The organism is Pseudomonas sp. 203-8 (assembly GCF_020708595.1).
In the GTDB taxonomy this organism is placed as follows: Bacteria; Pseudomonadota; Gammaproteobacteria; order Pseudomonadales; family Pseudomonadaceae; genus Pseudomonas; species Pseudomonas aeruginosa.
Window position 1 is genome coordinate 63,692 of sequence record NZ_JAJFDF010000007.1, and the last position, 16,178, is coordinate 79,869.

15 protein-coding genes are annotated in these 16,178 nt (G+C 65.7%); 10 read left to right on the plus strand and 5 right to left on the minus strand.

Annotated elements, in window-relative coordinates; translation table 11 throughout:
• Positions 1-103: 103 nt before the first annotated feature.
• Positions 104-2,392 carry a fatty acid cis/trans isomerase gene (locus LJF27_RS17175; RefSeq protein WP_023116619.1) on the minus strand — a complete coding sequence of 763 codons (2,289 nt, stop codon included), beginning with the start codon at positions 2,390-2,392 and terminating at the stop codon, positions 104-106.
• A gap of 361 nt (positions 2,393-2,753) precedes the next feature.
• On the opposite strand from LJF27_RS17175, the gene tsi1 reads away from it, so the two are divergent.
• From tsi1 to LJF27_RS17195, 4 genes are all read left to right on the plus strand, one after another.
• Positions 2,754-3,272: a type IV secretion system immunity protein Tsi1 gene (gene tsi1, locus LJF27_RS17180; protein ID WP_017002534.1), complete on the plus strand. Its 519-nt coding sequence runs from the start codon at positions 2,754-2,756 to the stop codon at positions 3,270-3,272.
• Between the two features lie 41 nt (positions 3,273-3,313).
• Positions 3,314-3,778, plus strand: coding sequence for a type VI secretion system effector peptidoglycanhydrolase Tse1 (gene tse1, locus LJF27_RS17185; RefSeq protein ID WP_003088027.1), 465 nt, complete (start codon positions 3,314-3,316; stop codon positions 3,776-3,778).
• A gap of 274 nt (positions 3,779-4,052) precedes the next feature.
• A complete protein-coding gene (gene metH, locus LJF27_RS17190; protein WP_003088025.1) occupies positions 4,053-7,757 on the plus strand; it encodes a methionine synthase in 3,705 nt (1,234 codons plus the stop codon).
• A gap of 14 nt (positions 7,758-7,771) precedes the next feature.
• Positions 7,772-8,134 (plus strand): YggL family protein, encoded by a 363-nt coding sequence (locus LJF27_RS17195; protein ID WP_003098191.1) that lies wholly within the window; start codon positions 7,772-7,774, stop codon positions 8,132-8,134.
• Positions 8,135-8,185: 51 nt separating this feature from the next.
• On the opposite strand, the gene LJF27_RS17200 is transcribed toward LJF27_RS17195, so the two are convergent.
• Positions 8,186-8,683, minus strand: coding sequence for a prolyl-tRNA synthetase associated domain-containing protein (locus LJF27_RS17200; protein ID WP_016851746.1), 498 nt, complete (start codon positions 8,681-8,683; stop codon positions 8,186-8,188).
• A 13-nt stretch (positions 8,684-8,696) separates the two neighbouring features.
• Positions 8,697-9,059: a DUF1883 domain-containing protein gene (locus tag LJF27_RS17205; RefSeq protein ID WP_003122824.1), complete on the minus strand. Its 363-nt coding sequence runs from the start codon at positions 9,057-9,059 to the stop codon at positions 8,697-8,699.
• Between the two features lie 37 nt (positions 9,060-9,096).
• Between LJF27_RS17205 and LJF27_RS17210 the strand changes: the two genes are divergently transcribed.
• The 4 genes from LJF27_RS17210 to LJF27_RS17225 all read left to right on the plus strand — a co-directional run bounded on the left by LJF27_RS17210 (position 9,097) and on the right by LJF27_RS17225 (position 12,979).
• A complete protein-coding gene (locus tag LJF27_RS17210) occupies positions 9,097-10,137 on the plus strand; it encodes an RNA methyltransferase (RefSeq protein WP_003122825.1) in 1,041 nt (346 codons plus the stop codon).
• A 64-nt stretch (positions 10,138-10,201) separates the two neighbouring features.
• The gene (locus LJF27_RS17215; RefSeq protein ID WP_003098182.1) at positions 10,202-10,429 is read left to right on the plus strand and encodes a DUF2970 domain-containing protein; all 228 of its coding nucleotides are present in this window, start codon (positions 10,202-10,204) and stop codon (positions 10,427-10,429) included.
• A gap of 410 nt (positions 10,430-10,839) precedes the next feature.
• Complete coding sequence (locus LJF27_RS17220) at positions 10,840-12,498, plus strand: nitrite/sulfite reductase (protein ID WP_003098180.1); 1,659 nt, start codon at positions 10,840-10,842, stop codon at positions 12,496-12,498.
• Complete coding sequence (locus tag LJF27_RS17225) at positions 12,482-12,979, plus strand: DUF934 domain-containing protein (RefSeq protein ID WP_003088003.1); 498 nt, start codon at positions 12,482-12,484, stop codon at positions 12,977-12,979. The genes LJF27_RS17220 and LJF27_RS17225 overlap by 17 nt, the downstream gene beginning before the upstream one ends.
• 64 nt (positions 12,980-13,043) lie before the next feature.
• Here LJF27_RS17225 and LJF27_RS17230 read toward each other — a convergent pair whose 3' ends face one another.
• Complete coding sequence (locus LJF27_RS17230; protein WP_003098179.1) at positions 13,044-13,625, minus strand: TetR/AcrR family transcriptional regulator; 582 nt, start codon at positions 13,623-13,625, stop codon at positions 13,044-13,046.
• Between the two features lie 122 nt (positions 13,626-13,747).
• Here LJF27_RS17230 and LJF27_RS17235 point away from each other — a divergent pair, with 122 nt between their 5' ends.
• Positions 13,748-14,185, plus strand: coding sequence for a hotdog fold domain-containing protein (locus LJF27_RS17235; RefSeq protein WP_003098177.1), 438 nt, complete (start codon positions 13,748-13,750; stop codon positions 14,183-14,185).
• A gap of 94 nt (positions 14,186-14,279) precedes the next feature.
• Complete coding sequence (locus tag LJF27_RS17240; RefSeq protein ID WP_003117684.1) at positions 14,280-15,155, plus strand: alpha/beta fold hydrolase; 876 nt, start codon at positions 14,280-14,282, stop codon at positions 15,153-15,155.
• Here LJF27_RS17240 and LJF27_RS17245 read toward each other — a convergent pair.
• Positions 15,142-16,134: a YhdH/YhfP family quinone oxidoreductase gene (locus LJF27_RS17245; RefSeq protein WP_003087998.1), complete on the minus strand. Its 993-nt coding sequence runs from the start codon at positions 16,132-16,134 to the stop codon at positions 15,142-15,144. The two genes, LJF27_RS17240 and LJF27_RS17245, sit on opposite strands and share 14 nt — an antisense overlap.
• Positions 16,135-16,178 lie beyond the last annotated feature (44 nt).

The following is a 16,178-nucleotide window of genomic DNA, read 5'->3' on the forward strand; positions in this document are numbered from 1 at the left end:
GCCGACAGTTTACGCCAATCGGTACTTGCGGATAAAGCCCTAGTAAATTAGTAGGAATAATTCGCGATAACCGACCCGCCCCTTGTGGAGCGGGTCGCGAGACTCAGAGGTTCTCGTAGCGGTTCATGTCCAGTGCGCCCGCCTCGACCGGCTCGGTTTCGCGGATGTACGCCTCGAGATCGTGGAAGTAGCTCCAGAACTGCGGATTGCTGCGGCGCACGCCCCAGCGTTCGACCACCTTGTCGAAGTCCTCGCCGCTCTTCGCCGCCTCCAGGGCGCCGACGAAGGCCTCGGCATCCGTCGCCGGCAGATCGAACATGAAGTTCGGGTAGCTGGACAGCACGCCCGGGTAGATCGTCAGGGTGTCCAGGCCCGGCTGGTAGCGCAGCGACTCGCCGAGCATGAAGGCGACATTGCTGTGCGCGCGGTTGCGCAGCACGGTATAGACCTCGCGCTTGCCGCTGGACGTACGTATCCGCAGCATGGTCGCCTCGGGGAAGCGCTCGATGACCTTGAGGCCGGCCGCCGGCCGGCTCACCAGGCGACTGAAGGCCTGCTCGGCGTCCTGCAGTTCGCGGTCGATGCCCGGTCGATAGCAGTTGCCGTCCAGGCAGCGGTTGATCGGGTCGGGGCGCGCATTGAGGTCGCCGTAGCGACGCAGCAGTTCTTCGGCGAAGGCCTTCTTCGGCTGCTTCTCCGGCAATCCCAGCGCGCTCGGCGTGTCATCGTCGAAGGCCTGGTAGTCCATCCACATCTTCAGCTTGCCGCTGTTCTGGTACCAGTCGTCGAGCAACGGCTGGCGCGCGTCGATCGGCATCAAGCGGAGGAAGTTCTGCTCGGCGCCGTTGCGGATCAGGTCGAAGTACAGGCGCGTCTGCGCCTGGTGCGAGACGTTGCCGAAGACATCGAAGTTCACCACCAGCCCGTAGTAGGTTCGCTCGAACAGCGGGTAGTCCATCAGCCACAGGGTCTGCGGTACCTCGCCAAGCAGGCCCTTGCGCACCGAGGCGCTGTCGAACTGGCGGAAGATGCTCAGCAGGGCGTTGTCGTTGCCGTGCCAGAGCGTGTTCCAGGTCGGCGGCGGCGCGTCGGCGTAGACGTCCTGGCGCAGGTCTTCGTACTCGTTGCGCTTGTCCCGGTAGGCGCTCCACAGGCCGAGCAGGTTCTTCAGCTCGTCGATCTGCCCCGGCAAGGCCAGCAGCGGCTCGCTCTGCGCGCGGAAGTTGGCGTCGGTGACGAACAGGTCCTGCTCGGGGTCCTGGAATACCACCCAGAAGTTGTCGCGGATCACGTCGGTAGCGATCTGTCCACGGCACACCGGCCCGCGGATGAAGGTACGGGTGAAGTATTCGGCGTTGTCCAGCATGAACTGGTAGCGCGCCCGTGGCGGGATCGCGGCAAAGGTGGCGAACGGGTTGGCGCGGCTCTGCACGCCGTAGCCGGGAACCTTGTCGGTGTTCCACTGGGTGCCGAAGAACAGCTCCTGGACGCGTTCCAGCTTCTTCGCCGTCAGCGGATAGGTGATGTGCGTCTTGTGTACGATCACGCCCTGAATCGGCCAGAGGCGGTAATAGAAGCTGTTGCCCGGATCGTCGTTGGGACGCCGGGTCGGGATCGGGTCGATCGGCTGGCCGCTGGGCGTGCGCGAACGCACCAGCTGGAAGAAGTGGCCGGGCGCGCCCTGCTCCGGGAAATACAGGTGCGCCAGGAACAGGTGCTCGTAGAGCCAGCGCGAGACCAGGCTCTGCTTGGCCCCAGGCTGGTTGAGGAAACGCTCCCAGCTGGCCACCTGGCGCGCCTCGGCGGCGGTCGGCCGCAACGGCTGCTGGTCGACCGGGGCGCCCGCGGCCAGCCACTTCTGCAAGGTGGCGTATTCGTCGTCGCTCAGCCCGGCCACCGCGAAAGGCATGCCGGAACCTGGGTTCTTGCGGATGAACGCATCGATGCTGGCCGGCGTCGGGCACTGGTTGGCGCGGTTGATCGAAATGTCCAGGCCTTCGGGGATCTTCGCATTCGGCTGCAACGGCTGGCTGTGGCCAAGCTCGAGCATCCGCGCCATCAGTGCGGCCTGGCCGTCCTGCGATTCGAGCACCGACCAGAAGTCCTTGCGCCGCCAGGCGTCGGCACCGTGCGCATCGAGGTACAGGCGGGTGGTTTCCTGCGCCTTGGTCCGCGTGCCGTCGTAGACCGGCAGTTGGTTGGCGCCGCGCTGCGCGCCCTCGGCGCTGCTCAGGTTGAGCTGGCAGGGCGAATCGTAGCAGGCGTGGCAGGCGACGCACTTGGCGGTAAAGATCGGCTGGACGTCACGGCTATAGGAAATTTCAGCAGCGGAAACAGACTGGATAAAAGACGACAAAACGAAGGCCAACCCAACCAACGGTCTTGGCAACATGAACCACTCCTCACTCGGCGACGGGCGATTCTAGCAAACCCGCCTCTCTGCGCCGCACTTTCACAACGGCGGGCGAACGCGCCCCGGATATGAGCCGCCATTTCGCCAGCATTCCACCGGCTTCGGCCGCCACGTATGCTAGCCGGGCTCCCAGGCCCGCCCTGGCGATCAAGGACGATGACTTCGAGGAAACAGGGATATGTTTCGACTCGCCGCGCCCCATCCGCGCCGGTTCGCGTGCGCCCCACGTCCCCTCTTCGCCGCTTTCCGCCTGCTGTCGTCAGGCGGCGCTTCCGTTCGCGCCCGGCGCGGCCTGGTCCATCCTTTCGCCGCCCTGGCGGCCCAACGGAGAACCCGCCCCATGAAACTGCTCGCCGGCAGCTTCGCCGCTCTCTTCCTGAGCCTTTCGGCCCAGGCGGCGGACTGTACTTTCACCCAGCTGGAAATCGTGCCCCAGTTCGGCTCGCCGAACATGTTCGGCGGCGAGGACGAGCACGTCCGCGTGATGTTCAGCAACGAGGATCCCAACGACGACAACCCCGATGCCTTTCCCGAACCGCCGGTCTACCTGGCCGACCGCGACAGCGGCAACGATTGCCGCATAGAGGACGGCGGCATCTGGTCGCGCGGCGGCGTGTTCCTGAGCCAGGACGGCCGGCGCGTGCTGATGCATGAATTCAGCGGCTCCAGCGCCGAGCTGGTGTCCTACGACAGCGCCACCTGCAAGGTGGTGCACCGCGAGGACATCTCCGGCCAGCGCTGGGCGGTGGACAAGGACGGGCTGCGCCTGGGAGAGAAATGCTCGGGCGAATCCGTCGACAGCTGCGCGAAGATCGTGACGCGTTCCCTCGCGCCGTTCTGCCAGACCGCAAAGAAATGATCCGGGCCGGAGCGCCCCTTATCGACACGCATAGGTGATACATGGACAGTCTCGATCAATGCATCGTCAACGCCTGCAAGAACAGCTGGGACAAGAGCTACCTGGCCGGCACCCCGAACAAGGACAACTGTTCCGGCTTCGTCCAGTCGGTGGCCGCCGAGCTGGGCGTACCGATGCCCCGCGGCAACGCCAACGCCATGGTCGACGGCCTGGAGCAGAGCTGGACCAAGCTCGCCTCCGGCGCCGAGGCCGCGCAGAAGGCGGCCCAGGGCTTCCTGGTGATCGCCGGCCTGAAGGGCCGCACCTACGGGCACGTCGCGGTGGTCATCAGCGGTCCGCTGTATCGGCAGAAGTACCCGATGTGCTGGTGCGGCAGCATCGCCGGCGCGGTCGGCCAGAGCCAGGGCCTGAAGTCGGTCGGCCAGGTGTGGAATCGCACCGACCGCGACCGCCTCAACTACTACGTCTACTCCCTGGCCAGTTGCAGCCTGCCCAGGGCCAGTTGATTCAGGCCGTGCTGCGAATGAGCCAGACTCATTCGCAGCACGATTCCCCACGAGCATCCCGACTCCACTCGCCCGTCCCTTCGCCGCCTGCCTGCGCACTCCGACCTCCGCATTCCGCCCGTATACTGCGACAAAACGGCGCCAGGGATTTTTCCGGCCCGCGAATGAACATCTTTCAACTTGAATGAAATTCATGGTCCAGCCACCCCCGGTCGGAAAGCCCCTGCCTTTGTTATGCTTTTCACCTTTCCGCCCACTGACGCCAGGTCCATCCATGTCCAGCCCGCTCACCGATCGCAGCGCCCGCCTGCAAGCCCTCCAGCACGCCCTCAGGGAACGTATCCTGATCCTCGATGGCGGCATGGGCACCATGATCCAGAGCTACAAGCTGGAAGAGGCCGACTACCGCGGCGAGCGCTTCGCCGACTGGCCGAGCGACGTGAAAGGCAACAACGACCTCTTGCTGCTGAGCCGCCCGGACGTGATCCAGGCCATCGAGAAGGCCTACCTCGACGCCGGCGCCGACATCCTCGAGACCAATACCTTCAACGCCACCCAGGTGTCCCAGGCCGACTACGGCATGCAGTCGCTGGCCTACGAACTCAACGTCGAAGGGGCGCGCCTGGCTCGCCAGGTGGCGGACGCGAAGACCGCCGAGACCCCGGACAAGCCGCGCTTCGTCGCCGGCGTGCTCGGCCCGACCAGCCGCACCTGCTCGATTTCCCCGGACGTGAACAACCCCGGCTACCGCAACGTCACCTTCGACGAACTGGTGGAGAACTACGTCGAGGCGACCCGCGGCTTGATCGAAGGCGGCGCCGACCTGATCCTGATCGAGACCATCTTCGACACCCTCAACGCCAAGGCGGCGATCTTCGCCGTCCAGGGCGTGTTCGAGGAACTCGGCGTGGAGCTGCCGATCATGATCTCCGGAACCATCACCGACGCCTCCGGCCGCACCCTGTCGGGCCAGACCACCGAGGCCTTCTGGAACTCGGTGCGGCATGCCCGGCCGATCTCGGTAGGCCTGAACTGCGCCCTCGGCGCCAAGGAATTGCGGCCGTACATCGAGGAACTGTCGACCAAGGCCGACACTCATGTCTCGGCCCACCCCAACGCCGGCCTGCCGAACGCCTTCGGCGAATACGACGAATCGCCGGCGGAAATGGCCGTGGTGGTCGAGGAATTCGCCGCCGCCGGCTTCCTCAATATCGTCGGCGGCTGCTGCGGCACCACCCCGGCGCACATCGAGGCGATCGCCAAGGCAGTGGCCAAGTACCCGCCGCGGGCCATCCCGGAGATTCCCCGGGCCTGTCGCCTGTCCGGCCTGGAGCCGTTCACCATCGACCGCAGCTCGCTGTTCGTCAACGTCGGCGAGCGCACCAACATCACCGGTTCGGCCAAGTTCGCCCGGCTGATCCGCGAGGAAAACTACGCGGAAGCTCTCGAGGTCGCCCAGCAGCAGGTGGAAGCCGGCGCCCAGGTGATCGACATCAACATGGACGAAGGCATGCTGGACTCGAAGGCGGCCATGGTCACCTTTCTCAACCTGATCGCCTCCGAGCCCGACATCTCGCGCGTGCCGATCATGATCGACTCCTCCAAGTGGGAAGTGATCGAGGCCGGCCTGAAGTGCATCCAGGGCAAGGGCATCGTCAACTCGATCTCGATGAAGGAAGGCGTCGAGGCCTTCAAGCACCATGCCCGCCTGTGCAAGCGCTACGGCGCCGCGGTGGTGGTGATGGCCTTCGACGAGGACGGCCAGGCCGACACCCAGGCGCGCAAGGAAGAAATCTGCAAGCGCTCCTACGACATCCTGGTCGACGAAGTCGGCTTCCCACCGGAAGACATCATCTTCGATGCGAACATCTTCGCCATCGCCACCGGCATCGAGGAACACAACAACTACGCGGTCGATTTCATCAACGCCTGCGCCTACATCCGCGACCACCTGCCCTACGCCCTGAGCTCGGGCGGGGTGTCCAACGTGTCCTTCTCGTTCCGCGGCAACAACCCGGTACGCGAGGCGATCCACTCGGTGTTCCTCTACTACGCGATCCGCAACGGCCTGACCATGGGCATCGTCAACGCCGGCCAGCTGGAAATCTACGACGAGATTCCGAAAGCGCTGCGCGACCGGGTCGAGGACGTGGTGCTCAACCGCACGCCCGAGGCCACCGAGGCCCTGCTGGCGATCGCCGACGACTACAAGGGCGGCGGCGCGGTCAAGGAGGCCGAGGACGAGGAATGGCGCAGCTACAGTGTCGAGAAGCGCCTCGAGCATGCGCTGGTCAAGGGCATCACCACCTGGATCGTCGAGGACACCGAGGAATGCCGCCAGCAGTGTGCGCGTCCCATCGAGGTCATCGAAGGTCCGCTGATGTCCGGGATGAACGTGGTCGGCGACCTGTTCGGCGCCGGCAAGATGTTCCTCCCGCAGGTGGTCAAGTCCGCGCGAGTGATGAAGCAGGCGGTGGCCCACCTGATTCCCTTCATCGAGGCGGAGAAAGGCGACAAGCCGGAAGCCAAGGGCAAGATCCTGATGGCCACGGTGAAGGGCGACGTGCACGACATCGGCAAGAACATCGTCGGCGTGGTGCTCGGCTGCAACGGCTATGACGTGGTCGACCTCGGCGTGATGGTGCCGGCGGAGAAGATCCTGCAGACCGCCATCGCCGAGAAATGCGACATCATCGGCCTGTCTGGCCTGATCACGCCGTCGCTGGACGAGATGGTCCACGTCGCCAAGGAAATGCAGCGGCAGAATTTCCAGTTGCCGCTGATGATCGGCGGCGCCACTACCTCGAAGGCGCATACCGCGGTGAAGATCGATCCGCAGTACAGCAACGACGCGGTGGTCTACGTCACCGACGCCTCGCGCGCGGTAGGCGTGGCCACCAGCCTGCTGTCCAAGGAGCTGAAGGCCGACTACGTGGCCCGCACCCGCGCCGACTACGCGGTGGTCCGCGAACGCACGGCCAACCGCAGCGCCCGCACCGAGCGGCTGAGCTACGAACAGGCGATCGCCAACAAGCCGGCGTTCGACTGGGCCGGCTACCAGGCGCCGACGCCTTCCTTCACCGGCGTCAGGGTGCTCGACGAGATCGACCTCGCGGTGCTCGCCGAGTACATCGACTGGACGCCGTTCTTCATTTCCTGGGACCTGGCCGGCAAGTACCCGCGCATCCTCACCGACGAGGTGGTCGGCGAGGCCGCCACCTCGTTGTTCAACGACGCCCAGGCGATGCTGAAGAAGCTGATCGACGAGAAGCTGATCAAGGCCCGCGCGGTGTTCGGCTTCTGGCCGGCCAACCAGGTCGAGCACGACGACCTGGAGGTCTACGGCGCCGATGGCGAGACCCTCGCCACCCTGCACCACCTGCGGCAGCAGACGATCAAGCCGGACGGCAAGCCGAACCTGTCGCTGGCCGATTTCGTCGCGCCGAAGGAAAGCGGCGTGCGCGACTACATCGGCGGCTTCATCACCACCGCCGGGATCGGCGCCGAGGAAGTGGCCAAGGCGTACGAAGCCAAGGGCGACGACTACAACAGCATCATGGTCAAGGCGCTCGCCGACCGCCTCGCCGAAGCCTGCGCCGAGTGGCTGCACGAGCGGGTGCGCAAGGAGTACTGGGGCTACGCCCGCGACGAACACCTCGACAACGAGGCCTTGATCAAGGAGCAATACGTCGGCATCCGCCCGGCACCGGGCTACCCGGCCTGCCCCGACCATACCGAGAAAGGCACTCTGTTCGAACTGCTCGATCCGCAGGGCCTGTCCGGCGTCAGCCTGACCGAGCACTACGCGATGTTCCCGGCCGCGGCGGTCAGCGGTTGGTATTTCGCCCACCCGCAGGCGCAGTACTTCGCGGTCGGCAAGATCGACAAGGACCAGGTGGAACGCTACAGCCAGCGCAAGGGCCAGGAAGCCAGCGTCAGCGAGCGCTGGCTGGCGCCGAACCTTGGCTACGATGACTGACCAGGAAGGCGACGATGAAATTCCTCACTCCCGAGCAGATGGAAAAGCCGCGCAAGCGCCGCCTGCGCAAGAAACTGCGCCTGGGCGAGTTCCAGGAGTTCGGCTTCAGCTTCGAACTGACCTACGACCGCAACGCCCTCTCCCACGACGATGCGCTGGACCATCTGATCGACTTCGTCGAGGCCCAGGGCTGGGTGTTCGGCGGTGGCGGCTCGCCGGAACAGGCGGAGATCAGCGGCTACCTGTGCCTGGCGCGGGTCGGCAGCCTGGACGAGGCGGACCGGGAAAGCGCCCGCCTGTGGCTGGAAGCCCAACCCTGGTGCAAGACCTTCGAGGTCGGCCCGTTGAGCGACTGCTGGCACAACTTCTTCGAGTGAAACCGGCGCCGGCATGACCTGGCCTGGTGCCAGCAGGCGCGAAGCTGCGACCTACGCCCGGATCAGGCGCGGTTCATGCCCCGTGTGGGCGAGGAAAGCCAGCAGGTCTGCGTAGCGGATGCACTCGGTGGCGGTATTCACCAACGGGTGGAAACCGAGCAACCGGTCCTGGCGGATGGCATCGTCGAGCAACACCTCGACCCTGTGCTGCGGATCGTTGACCAGCGCGAAAGGCGTCACGCAGCCCAGTTCGACGCCGAGGTATTCGCGCAGGCGCTCGACCGAGGCGAACGACAGGCGGCTTTCGCCGATCTGTTCGGCGATGCCCGGCAGGTCGGCCTCCTTGCGCTCGTCGAGCAGCACCAGGTAGTGGCGAGTACCCTTGCGGTTGCGCAGGAACAGGTTCTTGATGCCCTGGTCGGGCAATTCGATGCCCTGCGCGTAATATTCCTCGATGGAGGCGATCGCGGGATGCTCGACCCGCTGGCTGTCGATGGCCAGCTCGCGGAGCAACGCCAGAAGCGCCTGCTCGTCCATTTTCGCACTCATGGGACGCGCGCCCTCAGGTGAACTGCGAACCGGAACGGCGCACGAACTTGATCGACCACTTGAAGTTCGGCTTGCGCGTCACGCTGATCGGGCGCCGGGTCACGGTATCGATGGTGATGTTCCAGAACCCGGTGCTGGGCACCTTGATCTTCGCCGGGAAGCGGTCGAAGGCGCCGCCATGGTAGCTATGCCGCCCGCCATTCTTGAAACTGCGGAAATTGGCGTCGTTCATCAGGCGGATATTGCATTGCTGCGAGCACTCGATGACCACGATGTCGTCTTCGTTGAGGTGTTCGCGCTGGTGGACGAATTTCATGGAACGGTTCCGTTGCTGCGGTGGAGCGGAGCGCAACGATAGCACGTCGGCGCCGGCCATACCGCCTCATGACGGGCAATGGTAGGATGCGCGCCCCATGCGTAGCCAAGACCTCCACCAGCGCCTCGCCGATCTCGGCGCCAAGCCCCTGCATTGCGGGAGGATCGTCCGCGCCTGGCTGCAGGGCCGCGCCCTCGATGCCTGCACCGCCCGCCAGCGGGCCGAGGACTTCCTGCCGCTGGGCGTACGCCATGGTCTGCCCCAGGTAGCAGCGGAACTGGAAGGCATCGCCCGCCTGCACAGCGAGCATCCGGCGAGCGACGGCTCGTCGCGCCTGCTGGTGGAACTGGCCGACCGGCAGATGGTGGAAAGCGTGCTGCTGCCGCGCGGTGGGCTGTGCGTCTCGACCCAGGTCGGCTGCGCGGTCGGCTGCGTGTTCTGCATGACCGGCCGCAGCGGCCTGCTGCGCCAGGTCGGCAGCCTGGAGATGGTCGCCCAGGTGGTCCTGGCGCGCCGTCGGCGAGCGGTGAAGAAAGTGGTGTTCATGGGCATGGGCGAGCCGGCGCACAACCTCGACAACGTCCTCGAAGCCATCGACCTGCTCGGCACCGATGGCGGCATCGGCCACAAGAACCTGGTGTTCTCCACCGTCGGCGATCCCCGCGTGTTCGAGCGCCTGCCCCGGCAACGGGTGAAGCCCGCCCTCGCCCTGTCCCTGCACAGCACCCGCGCCGAACTGCGCCGGCAACTGTTGCCCAAGGCGCCGCCGCTGAGCCCGGAAGAACTGGTGGAAGCCGGCGAGGCCTACGCCCGCCGGGTCGACTATCCGATCCAGTACCAATGGACCCTGCTCGAAGGGATCAACGACAGCCTGGAGGAAATGGACGGCATCCTGCGCCTGCTCAAGGGCCGCTTCGCGGTGATGAACCTGATCCCCTACAACAGCATGGACGGCGACGCCTACCGGCGCCCGAGCGGGGAGCGGATCGTCGAGCTGGTGCGCTACCTGCACAGCCGCGGCGTGCTGACCAAGGTGCGCAACTCGGCCGGCCAGGACATCGACGGCGGCTGCGGGCAACTGCGCGCCAGGGCCACGCAGGGCACGGTGGAACGGCGCATCCCCGCCCGCCAGGCCTGAAGCCACCCTCCTCCCGCCAAGGGTCTAGACTCTCAGGGCAGGTATGGAAAAGGGAGGACCACCGATGGGTATCGAGACGGAAGAACCGAACCAGAAGCCGCCGACCTTCTGGCAGATGCTGCATAGCGTGATGGCTGCCGCCTTCGGCGTACAGAGCGGGCGAAACCGCGCCCGCGACTTCACCCACGGCAAGCCCGTGCACTTCATCATGCTGGGCCTGCTCTTCACCCTGGTGTTCGTGCTGTTGCTGGCCGGGATCGTGAAACTGGTGCTGAGCCTCAGCGGCCTGTGACCTCTGCGCCGCCGAGGCGGGCTTTCACTGGTGGCTGACCCAGAACACCGCGGTAGCCACCACCAGCAGGATCAGGACGAAGGCCGCGCGGGCGTCGACCACGCTGTCGCGGTTTTCCTGGGTTTTGCTCGGCTCGCTCATGACTCCCCCTGTTTCTTGTGGGTATCGGGACGAAGACATCGAAAGGCACTCTCCAGTTAAGACCAGCGCCGCCCATCGCTCAAGAAAGGCGCCGTTGCGAAGCGGTTATGCTTGCCTGGCGACTTAGTCTTTTTGGTTCTTACCATATACTCAAACATCACTTTTACGCATAAATATGAACTGGTATCGTGCGCCCACTCCGCGTGGAGCGCGTAGCCGTGCGCGCTGGTTAACGCAGTAAGCCGCATAGCCTGACAGCAGGAATATTCATGTACGTATACGACGAGTACGACCAACGGATCGTCGAGGACCGCGTCAAGCAGTTCCGCGACCAGACCCGCCGTTACCTGGCGGGTGAATTGACCGGTGAGGAGTTCCGCCCGCTGCGCCTGCAGAACGGTCTCTATATCCAGCGCTATGCCCCGATGCTGCGCATCGCCGTTCCCTATGGCCTGCTCTCCTCGCGCCAACTGCGCAAGCTGGCGCAGATCGCCCGCGACTACGACAAGGGCTACGCCCACATCAGCACCCGGCAGAACGTGCAGTTCAACTGGCCGGAGCTGGAAGACGTGCCGGAAATCCTCGCCGAGCTGGCCACCGTGCAGATGCACGCGATTCAGACCAGCGGCAACTGCATCCGCAACACCACCACCGACCAGTTCGCCGGCGTCGCCCGCGACGAGCTGGTGGACCCGCGCCCCTGGTGCGAGATCATCCGCCAATGGTCGACCTTCCACCCCGAGTTCGCCCACCTGCCGCGCAAGTTCAAGATCGCGGTGAACGGCGCGGTGAGCGACCGTGCCGCCATCGAAGTGCACGACATCGGCCTGGAGGCGGTGAAGAACGAGGCCGGCGAGCTCGGCTTCCGCGTCTCGGTCGGCGGCGGCCTGGGCCGAACCCCCATCGTCGGCAGCTTCATCAATGAATTCCTGCCCTGGCAGCACCTGCTCGGCTACCTGGATGCCATCCTGCGCGTCTACAACCGCTATGGCCGGCGCGACAACAAGTACAAGGCGCGGATCAAGATCCTGGTCAAGGCGCTGACCCCGGAAGTCTTCGCCGAGCGCGTCGAGGCCGAATGGGCCAACCTCAAGGACGGACCGAGCACCCTCACCGAGGCGGAAGTCCAGCGCGTCGCCGCGCATTTCGTCGATCCGGCCTACAAGGCCCTCGACGACCTCGACGAGTCCCTCGCCCGGCTCGACGCGGAGCACCCCGGCTTCGCCCGCTGGCGCGCACGCAACACCTTCGCCCACAAGAAGCCCGGCTACGTCGCCGTGACGCTCTCGCTGAAGCCCACCGGCACCGCGCCGGGAGACGTCACCGACAAACAGCTGGAGGCCATCGCCGATCTCGCCGACCGCTACAGCTTCGGCGAGGTGCGCAACAGCCATAACCAGAACATCATTCTCGCCGACGTCGAGCAGGGCGAACTCTTCGCCCTCTGGGGCGAACTGCGCGAACTGGGCTTCGCCACCCCCAACGTCGGCCTGCTGACCGACATCATCTGCTGCCCCGGCGGCGACTTCTGCTCCCTGGCCAACGCCAAGTCGATCCCGATCGCCGAAGCCATCCAGCGCCGCTTCGACAATCTCGACTATCTATTCGACATCGGCGACATCGACCTGAACATCTCCGGTTGCATGAACGCCTGCGGCCATCACCATGTCGGCCACATCGGCATCCTCGGGGTCGACAAGAAAGGCGCGGAGTTCTACCAGGTCTCCCTCGGCGGCAGCTCGGCGCGCGACGCCAGCCTCGGGCAGATCCTCGGCCCGTCCTTCGCCCAGGAGCAGATGGCCGACGTGATCGACAAGATCATCCAGGTCTACGTGGAACGCCGGACCGAGGAAGAACCCTTCATCGACACCTTCCGCCGTATCGGTATCGACCCGTTCAAGGAGCGCGTATATGCAGCGAATCATTAAGGACCGCCAGGTGGTCGACGACCGCTGGCACTTGCTGCCCAAGGACGCGACCCTGGAAAGCGTACCCAACAGCGACGACGTGATCATCCCGCTGGCCCTGTGGCTCGAGCACGGCCCGGCCCTGCGCGGCCGCGACGGCGGCCTGGGGGTCTGGCTGGACGCGGACGAGGAGCCGGAAAGCATCGCCGGCGACCTCGACAGGTTCCAAGTGATCGCAGTGAACTTCCCCGCCTTTACCGATGGCCGCGGCTTCAGCAGCGCGCGCCTGCTGCGCGAGCGCTACGGCTACAAGGGCGAGATCCGCGCGATCGGCGACGTGCTGCGCGACCAGTTGTTCTTCATGCGCCGCTGCGGCTTCGACGCCTATGCCATCCGTGCCGACCGCAGCCCGGAAGACGCCCTGGCCAGCCTGGACGACTTCAGCGAGGTCTACCAGACCTCGGTGGAGCAGCCGCTACCGCTGTTCCGCCGCCGCGGCTGACCCCCGCCCTGACGGAAAAGCCCCGCAGCCGCGGGGCTTTTTCATTCCCGAGGTCACGGACGCCTCAGGCCGCCCGCACGCTGTCCCAGGCCACCTGCGCCAGCAGTTCGCGACAGTCGGCCAACGCCACCCGGGTTCGCCCGGCCAGCCACTGGCGGGCAAGGTCGTGGGCCGGGCCGATCACCACCGAAGCAAAGCAGTCGTCCGGCATCTCGCGGAACAGGCCCTCGGCCCGATATCCCGCCAGCGCCGCATGGATCCGTGCGAAGTGCGCCTGGTTGTCGGCCCGTAGGCGCTCGCCCAGCTCCCCCGCCTCCACCCGCCCGCGGCTGTGCAGGATGAAGCGTGCCCAGTCGGGATTCGCCACGACCCAGTCGATGTAGCTGGTGACCAGCAACCTGACCGTTTCCTCGGCGCTGCGCGCCCTGGCGAAGCCGGCTTCGAGCAACGCCGCGTACTGGCCGATCCCGGCCAGGTACAGTTCGCCATGGATGCGTTCCTTGTTGCCGAAATGGTGGTAGAGGCTACCGATGCTCGCTCCGGAACGGTCGCGGATCATCTCGATGGTGGTGGCGTCTACGCCATGCTCGCTGAAGCAGGCCAGGGCGGCCTGGAGAATCTCGTCTTTGCGGGAAGAACGGCCCATGTCGGTCCTTGTCGTTAATCGTCGAAACGCTGACTAGAATATTTTTCTAGAATAAATTTCTAACCTTCGTATACTGCCCCGGTGCGCACACATCTTCAATCCTGAAACGCCCGGAGTTTTCCATGAGTCAGATGATGCAGATGTACCAGCAGGTCGGCCCGGCCCAGTTCAGCGCCATGATCGGCCAGTTCGCACCCTATTTCGCCAGCATCGCCCCGCAGTTCGTCGAACTGCGTCCCGGCTATGCCGAAGTCACCTTCCCCAAGCGCCGCGAGGTGCTGAACCATATCGGCACGGTGCATGCCATCGCCCTGTGCAATGCCGCCGAACTGGCCGCCGGGACCATGACCGACGCCTCGATTCCCGCCGGCCATCGCTGGATTCCGCGCGGCATGACCGTCGAGTACCTGGCCAAGGCCACTGGCGACGTGCGCGCGGTGGCCGACGGCAGCCAGATCGACTGGCAAGCCACCGGCAACCTGGTGGTGCCGGTGGTCGCCTATGTCGACGACAAGCCGGTATTCCGCGCCGAGATCACCATGTACGTCAGCCAGGCCTGACCGCCAAGGCGCCCCGGCCGTGCTTTCGGCCGGCTGGAGGCGCCCTGGCGGCCAGCTCTATTCTCGAAGCCATGAGCAGACCACGGAGACCGGCATGAACCCTCCGCAACCACGCCTCATCGATAACGGCAACGGCCATCCGCTGGCCAGCCATTGGTACCGGCCTGCCGGGGAGCCGCGCGGCTATCTCCTGATCGTCCCGGCGATGGGAGTGGAACAGCGCTTCTACGCGCCCTTCGCCGCCTGGCTGGCAGAGCGCGGCTACCTGGCCATCACCTTCGACTACCTGGGCATGGGGCAATCGCGCAACGGCTCGCTGCGCGGTCTCGAGGTCGATGTGCTGGGCTGGGCCCGTCATGACTGCAGCGCCATGCTCGCCGCCGCGCTCGCCGAGAGCGGGAGCAAGCCCCTGTACTGGATCGGCCATAGCCTGGGCGGCCAGATCCTGCCCTTCGTCGAAGGGCGCGAGCGTATCGATAGGGTCTTCAGCATCGCCAGCGGCAGTGGCTACTGGAAGGAAAACAGCCCGCGGTTGCGCAACAAGGTCTGGTTGTTCTGGTACCTCGTCGCGCCCCTGCTGACGCCGCTGCTCGGCTATTTTCCCGGGCGCCGCCTGGGCATGGTCGGCGACCTGCCGCGCGGGGTGATCGAACAATGGCGACGCTGGTGCCTGCATCCGCAGTACGCCCTCGCGGATGGCGAGGCCATCCGCCGCGCCTTCTCCGCCGTACGCACGCCCATCGTGTCGCTGTCGTTCACCGACGATGAAATGATGTCCCGACGCAGCATCGAGTCGCTGCTGGGCTTCTACCGCGAAGCGCCGAAAACCGCCTGGCGCATCGCTCCCGAGGAAATCGGCGCCCGCCACATCGGCCATTTCGGCTTCTTCCGGCCGCAGTTCGCCGAATCGCTATGGGCGGGCTACCTGTTGCCGGAGCTGGGCTCCGGCAACGCCCTCAGCCGAGGTTGACCAGCACCCGGCCGACCAGCTTGCCGGCGAGGATCTGGTTGATCGCCCCCGGCAGCTCTTCGAGGGCGATCTCGCGCGCCACCTCTTCGAGGTTGTCGAGCTTCCATTGCAGCGACAGCTTGTCCCACATGGATGCCTTGACCACCAGCGGCAGCTCCACCGAGTCCACCCCGAGCAGGTTGACCCCGCGCAGGATGAACGGCAGCACCGAGGCCTTGAAGCCGGCGCCGGCGGTCAGGCCGCAGCAGGCGACGCTGCCGCCGTACTGCAACGACTTGACCACGTTGAAGAGGATGTCGCCGCCGACGGTGTCCACCGCGCCGGCCCACTGTTCCTTGAGCAACGGCTTGTCGACGCCATCGGCCACGGTGGCGCGATCGAGGATCTGCTTGGCCCCCAGGCGGTTGAGGAACTCGGCCTGCTCCAGCTTGCCGGTGGCGGCCGCCACGGTGTAGCCGAGCTTGGCCAGCAGTTCCACGGCGATACTGCCGACCCCGCCGCTGGCGCCGGTCACCAGCACCGAGCCATGGTCGGGGCGCAGGCCGCTGCGCTCCAGCTTTTCGACGCAGAGCGCCGCGGTCAGGCCGGCGGTGCCGAGGATCATCGCCTCGCGCAGGCTCAGGCCTTGCGGGCGCTTGATCACCCAGGCCGCGGGCACGCGGATGTACTGGCCGAAACCACCGGCGGTGTTCATGCCCAGGTCGTAGCCGGTGACGATCACCTCGTCGCCGGCCGCGAACTCGGCCACCGAGGACTCGGCGACCACACCGGCGGCATCGATGCCGGGGGTATGCGGGTACTTGCGGGTCACCCCGCGGTTGCCGCTGGCGGACAGCGCATCCTTGTAGTTCAGCGAGGAATACTGCACGCGGATCAGTACGTCGCCCGCCGGCAGGTCGCCGGTATCGCGCTCGACCACCTGCGTTTCGTAAACGCCGTGGGGCGCTTCCGTCACCCACAACGCCTTGAATACAGCCATTTCGACCTCCTCTCGTGAAAACCCTGAAGACAGCGTGTTCGTCC